Origin of the sequence: Pedobacter paludis, from assembly GCF_003173575.1 — a bacterium.
Classification (GTDB): Bacteria; Bacteroidota; Bacteroidia; order Sphingobacteriales; family Sphingobacteriaceae; genus Pedobacter; species Pedobacter paludis.
In genome coordinates this window covers 407997-422838 of the sequence record NZ_QGNY01000004.1, presented here as the reverse complement: position 1 = coordinate 422838, position 14842 = coordinate 407997, and the positions used below count along the sequence as shown (strand labels likewise).

General features: G+C 36.9%; 10 protein-coding genes. 9 read left to right on the top strand and 1 reads right to left on the bottom strand.

Features of this window, described 5'->3' with window-relative positions:
• Positions 1–126 precede the first annotated feature (126 nt).
• Positions 127–1731 (top strand): S41 family peptidase, encoded by a 1605-nt coding sequence (locus DF947_RS13200; RefSeq protein WP_109930500.1) that lies wholly within the window; start codon positions 127–129, stop codon positions 1729–1731.
• Positions 1732–1866: 135 nt separating this feature from the next.
• Here the strand turns inward: DF947_RS13200 and DF947_RS13195 are convergent, their stop codons facing one another.
• Positions 1867–2466, bottom strand: coding sequence for a hypothetical protein (locus DF947_RS13195; RefSeq protein WP_109930498.1), 600 nt, complete (start codon positions 2464–2466; stop codon positions 1867–1869).
• Between the two features lie 186 nt (positions 2467–2652).
• Between DF947_RS13195 and DF947_RS13190 the strand changes: the two genes are divergently transcribed.
• From DF947_RS13190 to DF947_RS13155, 8 genes are all read left to right on the top strand, one after another.
• Positions 2653–3135 carry a GNAT family N-acetyltransferase gene (locus tag DF947_RS13190; RefSeq protein ID WP_109930496.1) on the top strand — a complete coding sequence of 161 codons (483 nt, stop codon included), beginning with the start codon at positions 2653–2655 and terminating at the stop codon, positions 3133–3135.
• Positions 3136–3232: 97 nt separating this feature from the next.
• The gene (locus DF947_RS13185; RefSeq protein ID WP_109930494.1) at positions 3233–4240 is read left to right on the top strand and encodes a sensor histidine kinase; all 1008 of its coding nucleotides are present in this window, start codon (positions 3233–3235) and stop codon (positions 4238–4240) included.
• Positions 4241–4305: 65 nt separating this feature from the next.
• Complete coding sequence (locus DF947_RS13180; protein WP_109930492.1) at positions 4306–5034, top strand: LytR/AlgR family response regulator transcription factor; 729 nt, start codon at positions 4306–4308, stop codon at positions 5032–5034.
• 827 nt (positions 5035–5861) lie between these two features.
• A complete protein-coding gene (locus DF947_RS13175) occupies positions 5862–6329 on the top strand; it encodes a pyrophosphohydrolase domain-containing protein (RefSeq protein WP_109930490.1) in 468 nt (155 codons plus the stop codon).
• A gap of 21 nt (positions 6330–6350) precedes the next feature.
• Positions 6351–7196, top strand: coding sequence for an alpha/beta fold hydrolase (locus DF947_RS13170; RefSeq protein ID WP_109930488.1), 846 nt, complete (start codon positions 6351–6353; stop codon positions 7194–7196).
• 125 nt (positions 7197–7321) lie between these two features.
• Entirely contained in the window at positions 7322–8743 is a 1422-nt protein-coding gene (locus DF947_RS13165; RefSeq protein WP_109930486.1) for an arabinose isomerase, read from the top strand.
• Between the two features lie 211 nt (positions 8744–8954).
• Complete coding sequence (locus tag DF947_RS13160) at positions 8955–11759, top strand: alpha-L-rhamnosidase (protein WP_109930484.1); 2805 nt, start codon at positions 8955–8957, stop codon at positions 11757–11759.
• 29 nt (positions 11760–11788) lie between these two features.
• A complete protein-coding gene (locus DF947_RS13155) occupies positions 11789–14827 on the top strand; it encodes a glycosyl hydrolase (RefSeq protein WP_109930482.1) in 3039 nt (1012 codons plus the stop codon).
• The last annotated feature ends 15 nt before the right edge of the window (positions 14828–14842 follow it).

Below are 14842 nucleotides of genomic sequence, written 5' to 3'. Positions count from 1 at the left end.
CCGATACTTTTAATAATGAAATAACGTTTTTTGCTAGATTTAGATTGCTGATAATTAAAAAGTTACTGTTATAACAACTAAATGAGATGCTTTACCGTATATACAAATAACCGCACATCCACACACATGAAAAACAATAAAAACATACCCTACTTGGTTTTGGCATTTTTAGGCTTGAGTATTTTTGTTTCCTGTAAAAAAAATACTGCCACGCCAGAAGATACAACACTACCAACAACCACGACTACCACTACTACGGTGGGCACTCGTGATGAGCTTACCAAAGATTCGATTTTTTTGTATTCGAAAGAACTTTATTATTGGTATAATTCTTTGCCAACCTATGCTGCGTTTAATCCGAGAGGATATAGCTCAAATGAAACTGAACTTTATGCCTTAACCCAGTTTTCTAACGATCCAACAACGGGCAAATCATATGAATATGTAAGCGGATATGCTGAACCAAAATATTCTTTTTTGGATTATGTAACAACAGCATCTAAAACAAGCGCTCTAAAAGCTGATATTAATGGAACAGCAAACGATTATGGTTTTTCGGTAACCTACAACTCAACTACAGATTTAAGAGTAAAATATGTTTATCCAGTTTCGCCAGCGGCTCAACAAGGCTTAACACGAGGTTGTAGAATTACAGCCGTTAATGGGCGAACCGACTTAACCTATAACAGCAGTAATGTAACCTATTTAAATAATGCCATTTTTGGAACAAACGCAAGCGTAACCCTAACTTTTGTCGATTTAACAAATGCTACTAAGAATGTAACCGTTACCAATGCAAGCTATACCGTTAAGCCGATTCTTTTTACCGGAATTTATACGGCAGGAACCAAAAAAGTAGGTTACATTGTATTTAATAGTTTTACCAATAATGCTACGGCTGATTTAAATACGGCATTTGCAAACTTCGCTACTCAGGGCGTTACCGAACTTGTGGTAGATTTAAGGTATAACGGTGGTGGCTATGTATCAACGGCAACTCAGATTATAAATTTAGCCGCTCCAACTGCCGAAACGGGCAATACCATGTTTACTTATTATTACAATGATTACCTTCAGAATATTACGGCTGCTCAAAGAAAGACTTCTATATTAATTCATCAGCCTTTGTTGGATAATGATGGCAAACTCCAAACATTTACTACAGGCGTAAATGGGAAATATGCTACCTATGCCGATTTAAATTATCAACCAACCTCTGCAGATAATATTGAAAAATTTGCCAAATCTGGCTCCTTAAATTTAGGGCGTATTTATTTTATAGTAGGAAGCGGAACAGCTTCTGCGAGCGAATTAACCATTAATAGTTTAAAACCGGTTATGGATGTGAAGCTAATTGGTGCTACAACTTATGGCAAGCCTGTTGGATTTTTCCCAATTAGAATTGATAAACTGGATATGTATATTCCCGAATTCGAAACCAAAAACAAAAATGGTGTGGGGGGTTATTATTCTGGCTTGACGGTTGATAAGGCTGCAAATGAAGATTTAACCAAAGCTTGGGGTGATGAAAGTGAAACTTTATTGGCTTATGCTTTATTATATGCCAGAACAGGAAGTTTTGTAGCTACCGCAGCCAAAACAGCAAGCTTGAGTGCCACATCTACTGTTATGCCAAATAAACTTTCGTCTGCAGAAATCAAATCTTTGGAATTAAGTTTAGATCAAAATAGCTTTAAGGGTATGGTTAAAATGCCAACAAAGAAATTTTAAGAAATTAACTTGCGAAGTTTTAAAGGCCAAAGCGCTGAAAGACTTCGCAAGTTTTTTTGAAGGGAATCATCTTTGAGACTTTCGAAGTTTCCTGAGTGCTTAGCCCCGTTAAAATTTCGAAAGTCGAATCAAATTTTAAAGCAGAATCTTGCTGCTAATGTCTTTATTAATGGTAATGTATCCCGGATATTTAAACGGCGTATTTCCAATCATAAATGTCGGCTTAATCTTGATGGTGAGCAAACCGAGCTTTTCATCTTTTGAAGAGCCTTTCTGTGCTGCTTTAATAATGTCGTTTAAAACAGTCCCGCTAGAAATTAAGCTGTAAATATTGCTATTAAGCTGAACAGGAACTGTTACGGTTTGTCCTTGGGCAATGCTTACATTCTGGTTGATAATTCCTTCAGCCAAATCGGTATTGTTGACCAGGATTTTGTACTCAAACTGGTTAATTGCAGCCAAGTTTTCAGATGGATTGGTAATCTCCAAGTTTAAGTTTGCCCTAAGTGGAATGTCTTTTCTCAATAAACCCAAAGCAACACCAGGCAAACTTCCAATGTTAAAATTTTGTTGATCGATTAATCTTTTAACATCTGTTCCCGCAATCAATACCTGTTGAACGCTTGTGATTTTATAAGTACAGTCTTCAAGCGCTTTAATCTGTTGGGCTTGCCTGTTTATTCCACATCCAAAAATGGATATTGTGAAAAGGCAAAGCAATAGTTTTTGTTTCATTTTGTGTGTGTGTTAGTGAATGGAATTTTTGCCTCAAAACATCGGGCAATTGTGTAGTGCAAACATAACGCCAAAATAACAAATCTATTTAAGAGCGGTCGATTTAGTACTTATAGAGCTTTGTTACTAAGTTTATTTTTTCTTTAAAGCATATGGATGGATGTTTAACTTTGGAAAAAAAATACCATGGCCATTACCTATCGTAAAATAGAGGAAAGAGATAACGCGGTGCTTGCTGAATTGATAAGAACTGTTCTAAGAGAATTCAAGGTCGATAAACCGGGAACGGTTTATACAGATCCCACAACTGATCATCTATCGGATGTTTTTACCGTTGAGCAGTCTGACTATTGGATTGCTGAAGAAGATGGCATTTTAATAGGCGGTTGTGGCATTTATCCAACTTCAGGTTTGCCAGATGGCTGTGTAGAATTGGTAAAGCTTTACACTTCTGCTGAAGCTAGAGGTAAGGGTGTTGGCAAAATGCTGATGCAGAAAAGCATAGAATCTGCCCAGCATTTTGGCTATAATGAAATTTACCTAGAATCCTTCCCTGAACTTACAACGGCAATTTCGATGTATGAAAAAATTGGTTTCAAAAAACTCTCAGCTCCTTTAGGAAATTCAGGACACTTTGCTTGTAATGTTTGGATGTTGTTGGTTTTATAAACAACATATTTAAACATAGAATAGGCGTTGGGATAATTTTTTAAGGTGTTGGAATAACAAAGTTCCATCGAGGTCATACTTTTTCTAGCTTTAAACCATGAAGAAAATCAAAATTATTTCCATTCACATTCTTTGCTGGGTACTGGTTTTAGCATATTTCTATGGAGAAATGTTAATTAAAGGCATAACGCTTAGTGCTGCGGCTTTTGATATTTCCATGAATTTTATCCAAATTGTAGAATTTTACGTTTGTTATTTATGGCTTTATCCATCGTTTTTAAACCGCAGTAAAATCCCTCAGCTTATTTTAGGAATTTTATTTACAATGGCTTTATTCATCGCTATGCGGTATTTTATAGAGCAAATTTTATACTTCCAATGGTTTGGTATGAAGAATTATTCTGATGATACACCTATGGCAAAGTATATCTCGGATAATATTTATTATAGCATTTCATTTTTGGTAATTCCAGCTGCGGTTTTTAGCATTCAGCAAAACTTCCAGTCGGAGATTTCGAATAGAAAACTTAAGGATGAAGTCGTAAAATCCGAATTGGCCTTTCTTAAATCCCAAATTAATCCACATTTTTTATATAACACTTTAAATTACGTGTATTCGTTGGCTATACCGGTTTCTGATAAACTGGCCAATGCTGTTTTACGCCTTTCGGATTTAATGCGTTACACTTTAAACGATAGTCCGGATGGGAAAGTTACCCTAACAAAAGAGGTTGAATATTTAGAAAGCTATATTGAGTTGTTTAAAATGAGGTTTGAACCAAAGTTCTATGTCGAATTTACAACAGATGGAATTGCAGAACAAAAAGTTGCAGCCTTAATGTTGATTCCATTTGTAGAAAATGCTTTTAAACATGGCGTAGTAAATGATGAAAAACAACCCGTTCGCATAAAGTTGAAAGTTCAAAATAATCGATTGAGTTTTGAGGTTAGCAATAAAATCAGTCATGCTCAGAAAGATCATTCGAGTGGTGTAGGCTTGGTGAACATTCAGCGTAGATTAGATTTAATTTATCCCGATAAACACGAACTTTTGGTTTCTAACAATGGAAACACTTATAAAACCACATTAATTTTGAACATTTAAAGCCGATAATTTTTTTAGATTTAGCGCTTTAATCCGTAATTTTTACCCATTCAAAAAAAAGAAATATGATCCGTTGCCTTGCCGTTGATGATGAATCTTACGCTTCAGATATTATTGCTGCTTTTATCAATAAAACTCCCTTTTTGGAATTGGTGGGCACTACAACCAATGCATTTGAAGCTCTAAATTTGGTGCAGGAAGGTAAAGTTGATCTGGTATTTTTGGATATCCAAATGCCAGAACTAACCGGAATCCAGTTTCTAAAAATCTGTGGCGGTAAGTGTAAGGTAATTTTAACCACGGCCTATCCAGAATATGCTTTAGAAGGTTTTGAGCTGGATGTGGTAGACTATCTTTTAAAACCGATTTCTTATGAACGTTTTTACAAGGCCGCTACAAAAGCACAGCAAATTTTAGCACCAGTTGCGCCTGTTCAGCGGGAAGTTACACAGACACAAGCTCAGGGTAACGATTTTATCTTTATTAAAGGCGATACCAAAAATAAATTCATCAAGGTAAACTATGATGATATTCTTTACATAGAAGGATTAAAAAATTACGTTTCAGTATATACCGCAACCCAGCGGATTATAACCTACCAAGCCCTCCGAGAACTTGAAGTTGAATTGCCAAAACCACCTTTCTATCGCATACATAAATCGTACATAATTTCCATAGAAAAAATCAAAATGATCGATGGAAATACGGTTTATATTAATGATCAAGCCATCCCTATAGGCGAAACATATAAAGAAGAGTTTTTTAAAGTGGTAAGAGAAGGGAAGAAACGGTAGAGGAAGGTTAATTGTTTAAACTGTTTAACTGTTTAAATTGTAAAAATTGGTTAACTGATTGAACAATAGTCAGCGAAAATCATTTTGATTTGCGGGAAAAATTAGCAAAAGATGCTATGGTTGTAGCCAATTGATTAGTTGGTTAATTGTTTGAATTGTAAATTGGTTAATTGGCCATACTGATTTTAGCCCCGCATATTAAAAAGATGGGCGCAGATTGTCAGCGAAAATCATTTTGATCTGCGGGAATATTAAGCAAAAGATGCTATGGTTGTAGCCAATTGATTAGTTGGTTAATTGTTCGAATTGTAAAATTGGTTAATTGGCCATACCGATTTTAGTCCCGCATATTAAAAGATGGGCGCAGATTGTCAGCGAAAATCATTTTGATCTGCAGGAAAAATTAGCAAAAGATGCTATGGTTGTAGCGAATTGATTAGTTGGTTAATTGTTTGAATTTTAAAATTGGTTATTGGCCATACCGATTTTAGTCCCGCATATTAAAAAGATGGGCGCAGATTGTCAGCGAAAATCATTTTGATCTGCGGGAAAAATTAGCAAAAGATGCTATGGTTGTAGCGAATTGATTAGTTGGTTAATTTTTTGGATATAAAACAGCGGATTTATCTAAGCTGTATAATTTAAACGTTTTGCTTTATTCATTGCCGTCGTGCTTCAGCCGATGGATAGCAATTGGTTAACCGGCCTAGGCAGTTAACCAATTTAAATAGTTAACCAGTTACGCTCTTACCCTGTTTATAAATTCCCCAAATTATTTACTTCGATTTTTTTAAGTTTGTTGCATAAAGATTAAACCAAACAATGCCATGCAAGAAACAAATTCCTTAAATCAAGTTGCAGAATTTCACACCACTTTTAAACACCCAATATTAGAAACGCCAATTATTCCGTCAAAGCAGAGAGCGAACCTACGTATTTCGTTGTTGGCAGAAGAGCTAAAAGAATTACAGGAAGCAGTTGAAAACGATGATTTGGTTGAAGTTGCTGATGCACTTTGCGATTTACAGTATGTTTTGGCTGGTGCCATCCATGAGTTTGGTTTGGGCGGAAAATTTAAAACACTGTTTGATGAAGTTCATCGTTCTAACATGAGCAAGGCTTGCAAAACGGTGGATGAAGCCGAACAAACCATCAAGTATTATTTCGATAAAGACCAAACAGAATCTTATTACAAAGAAATTGATGGACTGTTTTTGGTTTTCAGAAAAGGTGACGATAAAACCTTAAAATCGATCAATTATTCTCCGGCCGATATTAAAGGACTTCTGGTTTAAACTTAATTAAAAAAGCTGAGCATGAAAAAGCTAAAAGAACTTGTTAATGCGCTTAAAATCTCAGCCAATCATACCGATGCGCAGATTCGAGAGTTTATTTTTTACTCGCCGAAGATGCCCCTGCGATTGCATCAGGAACAGTTAATTGCAGAATCGAAGCAGTTTAGCCTAAATGTTTTTGATGAATATTTTACAAAATCAGAAATTTCCATTAACTGTTTCAGTTGGGGAAATGGCAAAACCAAAGTGGTTCTAGTACATGGTTGGGCATCAAAAGCCTTAGATTTTTTTGAGCTGATTACAGAACTCAGAAAGATTGATGATTTAGAGATTATTGCATTCGATGCACCAGGTAATGGAAGTTCGATTTCTGAATTTTCAAATTTAATGCTTTATGCAGGATCTTTAAAAGCCATTGCGCTTAATTATACGGAACCAGATATAGTAATTGGGCATTCGCTTGGTGGCATGGCAAATGCAATTGCTTTACAGGAACTTCCGAAAAAGCCAAAATTATTAATCAGTATTGCACCCTTAATTCGTTTAAAGGAAAATTTCGAACAAAGCATGGATTCTGTTGGGGTGAGCCAAGAATCACAAAATAAGTTCTTTAAAAATTTTGCAACCGAGTTTCCTGTCCCTGCCGAATATTTCAATTTGGTAAATTTGTATGCATTGGAAGGAATTCCACATTTTCTAGCTTACGATCCTGAAGATCACATTTCTCCATATCCTTTTCTAAAAGAGTTTTTGAACGAAAATCCTCAAATCGAATCCAAATCTTATGAAGATATTGGTCATTATAAAATTCTTAAATCACCAGATTTAATTGAAGATATTCTACTAAAAATTAAGGCCCGAATCTAATTATTCGGACCCATTCTTTATTCGCATTTTGATATTATTTATCATTATTCGCCAAACTGTTAAGTGCTTTTTCTAATTTAGATCGGTAAACCCATTACTAACCAAATTTTATCAGTACCAAAACAATGACTAAACACAATTTTAAAATCGGCTTATTCGGCATCGGTTTAGATACTTACTGGCCACAGTTTGAAGGTTTAGAGCAAAGATTGATGGGATATTTAGCTCAGGTTGAAACAAAAATAAATGCTTACGGTGCCGAAGTTTTAAACTTGGGTTTGATTGATAATGCGGATAAAGCTTTTACCGCTGGACACGATTTTAAAAAAGGCGATGTTGATGTAATATTTCTTTATGTAACCACTTATGCACTTTCATCAACTGTTTTGCCGGTGGTTAGGCGGGCTAAAGTTCCGATAATAATTTTAAATCTTGTTCCGGAAAAGGCTATTGATTATAAAAACTTCAACCAGTTAAAAGATCGAACCAAAATGACTGGCGATTGGCTGGCTTTCTGCTCAGCATGCCCTGTTCCAGAAATTGCAAATGTTTTTAAACGTTCGGGCATTCAGTTTCATCAGGTTACGGGTGTGCTTAACGATGAAAAAACCTGGGAAGAAATTGGAGACTGGGTTGAGGCCGCGAAAGTAGTGCACACCATGAGCCACAACACACTTGGCCTAATGGGGAATTATTATAGTGGCATGTTGGATATTTACTCAGATTTAACGCTTCAATGTGCCGTATTTGGAAACCATATCGAAATTATTGAGCCTGATGAACTGACCGCTTTAAGAGATGATGCTACTGAAAGTGAGGTTAAAGCAAAAACAGAAGAATTCAAAAAACTATTTGAAATAGATCCATCATGTGAAGAAGTTGAGCTTGATAAAGCGGCAAAAACAGCTGTTGCTTTAGATAAATTGGTAAACCAATACGACTTGGGTTCGATGGCATACTACCATAAAGGCACAGGCAATGCAAACGCAGATACGATGAGCTCAATTATTTTGGGCAATTCTATTTTAACAGCAAAAGGAATTCCTGTAGCTGGAGAATATGAAGTTAAAAATGCCCAGGCCATGAAAATTATGGACAGCTTTGGTGTTGGTGGTTCATTTACAGAATATTATGCCATGGATTTTGAAGATGATGTGGTTTTAATGGGGCATGATGGCCCCGGGCATTTGGCCATTGCAGAGGGCAAAATAAAAGTGAAACCTTTGCAAGTATATCACGGTAAGGTTGGTAGCGGTTTATCTGTAGAAATGTCTGTAAAACACGGGCCAGTTACATTACTTTCTGTTGTTGAAAGTAATGGTAAAATTTTTCTTCTTATCGCAGAAGGCGAATCGGTTGCTGGGCCAATTTTGGAGATTGGAAATACCAATAGCCGGTACTGCTTTCCAATCGGAGCCAAAAAATTTACAGAAAACTGGAACAACAATGGTCCTGCCCATCACTGCGCAGTTGGAATTGGTCACATTGGCAATAAATTAATAAAACTTGCAGGCCTCTTAAACATTGAGGTTATTAAAATTTGCTAACTAAAATTTTACTTAATTAAAAATCCTTACCAGTTAATCTAAAACTTAAATAAAGCTTAACTTTTTCTTAAAATAACTTAAAAATAATTTAATTAACTTTAAATTGCATGACAGTACATGACAGATGGCTGTGTTGCTCAATCTAACTTTATTCTAACCAAATAGTATAAAAAGAATGTTGATTGGATCATTCTAGATTTAAGTTTTAATTATGAGATATTGTTATTTAAATCCTAATAAGAGGGTTTTAAGTTGCTTTAATGATGTTAAGGTTTTGTTTTCCAGTAACCTAAAAAGTTCATTCCTTTTATTTGCATTTCAGTTTTTTTTCGCAATTGCGCTTGGGCAGAACCTTAATTTATCAGGATTAACCGTAAACTATAAATCGAACCCAGTTGGTATTGAGGCTTCAGACATTCGTTTTAGTTGGAAAATTACTTCTGATGTTAAGCAAATCATGCAAAAAAGCTATGAGATCAGGGTGGCCACCAACGAGAGCGATTTGCTTAAAGGCAAAAATCTTGTTTGGGAAAGTGGTAAAATAGAAACAGATCAATCTGCTCACATACCTTATTCGGGTAAAATTTTGCTTGCCAAACAAAGGTATTTTTGGCAGGTTAAAATTACTGATAAAAATAAAAACGCCTCTACATGGAGTACCACTCAGTTTTTTGAAACTGGAATGCTGAGTCCATCAGATTGGTCTGCCAATTGGATTGAAACTTCTTTAGTAACAGATGGTAAAGTTGGCCCGGCGCCAATTTTTGCGAAGAAATTCGAACTAGTAAAAACCATTAAATCTGCCCGTCTTTATATTACTGCCCATGGTTTGTACGAAGCAACCTTAAATGGCAAAAGAATTGGAAACCAGTTTTTCGCACCCGGTTGGACAAGTTATCATAAGCGCCTTCAATATCAAACTTATGATGTTACCTCACTTTTAAAAACGGGAGATAACTCAACTTTTGTTACCGTAGGTGATGGTTGGTATAGAGGCAATTTAGAATTTAACAACAAACGCAATACTTATGGTAAGGAAGTTGGTCTTTTGTATCAGTTAGAAGTGGTTTATAATGATGGAACCTCTACTCTAATTGCTTCTGATGGTACTTGGAAATCATCTTTTGAGGGGCCGATAAAAAAATCTGATATCTATAATGGAGAAACTTTTGATGCACGTTTGGTTAGATCATCAAAAGATTTAAGCAGCACTTCCTGGAAACCCGTTAAGGTAGCCAGCTATGCAAAAGAGAATCTTGTTTCGCCTTTAGGCCCTGCGGTTGTACAGCATGAGAATTTTTCTCCAATCAAAATCTTCAAAACACCAAAAGGCGAAACAGTTGCCGATTTTGGTCAGAATTTGGTGGGCTGGGTGAAATTAAATATTCATGGTACCAAAGGCGATACCGTAACCCTAAACCATGCCGAGGTTCTGGATAAAGATGGCAATTTTTATACGGACAATCTTCGCAACGCGAAACAAGAGAATAAATACGTTTTAAGTGGCGCAAAAGAAGATGTTTTAGAACCTCATTTTACCTTTCAGGGGTTTAGGTATGTTAAAATAAGCGGATATAAAAATACACTGACTAAAGATAACTTAACAGCCATTGCAATTTATTCGGATATGAAGCCGACTGGAGAATTTACTTCATCTAACGCATTGATTAATCAGCTGCAGCATAACATCCAATGGGGGCAAAAAGGAAACTTTTTAGATGTGCCAACAGATTGTCCGCAACGCGATGAGCGATTAGGCTGGACAGGAGATGCGCAGGTGTTTTTTAGTACGGCGGCATTTAATATGGATGTTGCCGGTTTCTTTTCTAAATGGTTAGCAGATTTAAAGGTAGATCAACATCCAACGGGAAATGTTCCGGTGGTTATTCCAGACGTGAGAGCCGTAAATAATGCGGGCTCTGCTGGCTGGGGCGATGTAGCAACCATAATTCCGTATAATTATTATTTGGCTTATGGCGATAAGGATTTGCTAGGCAGGCAATACAGCAGTATGAAAGCTTGGGTAGAATACATCAAAAGCATAAGTAAACAAAACCTTTGGAACAGTGGGCCACATTATGGGGACTGGCTTTTTTACACCAAGGATGATGATCGCGATGGAAAAGCTGCCATTACCGATAAATTTTTAATCGCACAGATTTTTTATGCGGCATCAACCCAAAATGTAATTAATGCGGCCAAGGCTTTGGGAAAAGATGATGACGCCAAACAGTATCAAGCTTTGCTTAAAGAAATCAAATCGGCCTTTATGAAAGAATATGTAACGCCTGCTGGAAGATTGGTCTCCAGTTCTCAAACGGCCTATGTTTTAGCTTTGAACTTTGATATGTTACCAGAAGATCTTCGCCCTCAGGCCGCACAAAGGTTAGCCGAAAATGTAGAGTCTTATAAAAATCATTTAACCACCGGATTTTTAGGAACCCCATATTTATGTGCCGTACTCAGCCGCTTTGGCTATGCAGATTTGGCCTACAAGCTTTTGCTTCAAGAAACATACCCATCATGGCTTTATCCAGTTAAAAAAGGTGCAACCACAATTTGGGAGCGTTGGGACGGCATTAAACCTGATGGAAGTTTTCAAGCCACCTCTATGAACTCTTTTAACCATTACGCCTATGGCGCAATTGGCGATTGGATGTACAAAACCGTAGCGGGCTTAAATTATGATGCGGAAGAGCCGGGATATAAAAAAATAATTATTTCACCCATTTTAGGAGGAAAATTTACAGAAGCATCTGCTAAATTAGAAAGCATTTATGGGCCTATTCAATCCAGTTGGAAATTAGATGGTGAGCGATTTATTTTGGATGTTGTTGTTCCGCCAAATACTTCAGCAAATGTAATTCTGCCAAATTCTACAGATTCAGAAATTATGGAAAATAACAAAGAAGCCGGAAAACAAACCTATCTTAAAAAACGAAATGATGAATTAAAAAACAAATCGTTTGAGGTGGGTTCAGGACGATACCATTTCGAATATAATTTGAGTAAATAATGATCAATGCAGAAGCTTAAAACTCTTTTATGAAAAGTATCAACCGCCGTAAATTTATTCGAATCAGTTCTTTAACTACCGCAAGTTTGGCTGTGCTGAATTCGTCTAGTATGGCAGCGCTAATCAATAATCCATCATCTGATCCGGTTTCTACTTTACAGCTTTTAGAAAGTGCATTCCTTTCTCCGCCAGAAAGCACAAGAGCGGGCGGTTATTGGTGGTGGTTTAACGGTTTGGTTAATAAAAAGGGCATCACCAGAGATTTGGAAGAGTTTAAGCTAAAGGGCATTGGAAACGTACTTTTGGTAAATTCTGCTGGTGGACTTGCAGGTGTTCCATATCCCCAGGGCGAAAAATTTTTATCATCAGGCTGGAAGGCATTATATCGCCATGCTTTAAAAGAAGCTGATCGCTTAGGTATTGAAGTTGGCGTAAATTTAAGTTCTGGGTGGTGTATGGGCGGTCCGTGGATTAAACCCGAAAACGCAGGACGATGGTTTCTTCAATCCACCTTAAATGTAAAAGGTCCGCAGAAATTTTCAGAGAAACTTCCGTTGCCGGGTGGGCGAGATGGATATGATAATGTTTTTAATCCCCCTGGATTTAAAGATTATATAGATTTGCCTTTAAATCAACTGGATTATCGCGATACTTCTGTTGTAGCTATTTTAAATCCAAATGGCGATCAGGCAAAAATTTCGGGTGCCCGAAAGGCGGTATTTTCAGCCAAAACAAATCGGAAAGACGCGAGCAATTTTGCCAAAGCCAACGATGTAATGGGGCCAACGCTTTATCCATGGACAAATGAAGCAACGGATAAACCAATTCCATTAAATTCGGTAATTAACCTAACTGAAAAAGTTGATAAAGATGGCTTTTTAAATTGGAATGTCCCAGAAGGAGATTGGACAATTATAAGAACTGGGCACAGAATGACAGGCTCAAAATTGATGATTGCCCAGCCGGAAGCGGATGGATTATCAATTGATTGGTTTGACAATAGAGGCGTTGAAATTCAATTTGAAAATTTGGGAAATGTGTTGTTAGAGGAAACGGCCAAAGCAAACTCAAAAGCCTTAAAATATTTTTGCGATGATAGCTTTGAAGATGGATTTCCAAATTGGACACCCAAAATATTAGAAAAATTTAAAGCTTTTTGCGCTTACGATCCACAACCCTATTTGCCAGTTTTAGCTGGTTTTATAATAGAAAATGCAGAGGTTTCAGATCGATTTTTACACGATTACAGAAAAACAATTGCCGATTGCATGGCCAATGGACATTATAAACGCTTCGCCGAACTTTGCCATGAGAAAGGATTAAAAGTTCAAAACGAATCTGCGGGGCCAAGTCGATCGGGAACCATGTGCATGGACACCTTGAAAAACTTGGGCAGAAGCGATAATCCGATGGGCGAATTTTGGCTTGGGCCAAAACATGATGAGCCAGGAAACTTGGATGACGACAAGCCTTACAGTGTTTCCAGATTAGAAAACGGACAAAACAAAGTAACAAAAATGGTTGCTTCCGCTGCTCATATTTATGGGAAAGCAACTGCATCTGCTGAAGCATTTACATCTTTTAGAAGTTGGAAAGATGCACCGGGAAATTTGAAACAGGCTTTAGATCGTGCCTTTTGCGAAGGAATAAATCGAATTGTTATTCATACCACTACAGCATCAAGACCAGAAGATGGTTTGCCGGGTTACGAATATGGGGCAGGTACACACTTTAATCCAAATGTAACTTGGTGGGAAAAGTCTGGTGCATTTTTTACCTATGTTTCGCGTTGCCAGCATTTGTTAAGATCAGGAAAGTTTGTAGCCGATGTGCTGTTTTATAATGGAGATGCCGCACCAAATATTGTACTTCCAAAACATGTTTCGCCAGATTTAGGCAAAGGTTACGATTATGATGTTTGTAACGAGGAAGTGCTATTAACCAGACTCTCCGTTCAAAATAATTTTATTGTACTGCCCGATGGAATGCGATATCGCGTTTTGGTTTTGCCAGATGAAAAAAGAATGCCTGAGGCGGTGGTTACAAAAATTGAACAGCTGGTTAAAGCTGGTGCAACAGTGATTGGTACACGTCCTTCAAAAGCTCCAGGATTATCAAATTATCCCACTTGTGATTTAAACGTAAAAAACATAGCCAATAAAGTTTGGGGAAAAATTGATGGAAAGAACATCAAGTTTAATCAATATGGAAAGGGAAGGGTTTATCAAGGTGAAAGCATTAGAAACGTATTGTTGAAAGATGGCATTAAGCCAGATTTTGAATACGACGGTGATGGTAATTTCATTGATTTCATCCATAGAAAAACCGAAAACGAAGACCTTTATTTCATTACAAACCGTTTAAACAAAGCAGTAAAATCTACCTGTACTTTTAGAATTGGTAATAAACAGCCTCAGCTTTGGGATGCCGTAACCGGAGAAATAACCAAAAATATTCCTTACAAAATTTTAGGAAACCGAATAGTAATCGATTTCGATTTTGCCAGTTTTCAGTCTTATTTCGTGATTTTTCCGAAGGTTGTTTCGGGTGTTGCGCTTTCAAAAAATTATCCATTTCCCAAACTAACAGATAAACAATTATTAAATGGATCTTGGGAAGTAAGCTTTGATCCTAAATGGGGCGGACCAGATAAAATTACTTTCGATGAACTAAGTGATTGGAGTAAGCATACGGATGAGGGCATTAAATATTATTCTGGCAAGGCGGTTTATCGAAAAACATTTAATCTAGATCAGCCATCGAAGAATAAGATTACTTATCTCGATTTGGGCATTGTAAAAGACATCGCTAGTGTAAAGCTAAATGGTAAAGATTTGGGCATCGTTTGGACAAGCCCATGGCGGGTAAATGTTTCCGAATGTTTAAAAAACACCAATAATTTATTAGAGATAGAAGTGATTAACCAATGGCCGAACCGCTTAATTGGCGATGCCGCTTTACCAAAAGAAAAGCGCTTAACCAATACCAATATTGTATTCAAAAAAACAGATCCGCTCATGGCTTCCGGCCTTCTTGGGCCTGTTCGGATTTTAGAATCCAATTCCTAAAACATAACAGTGCAT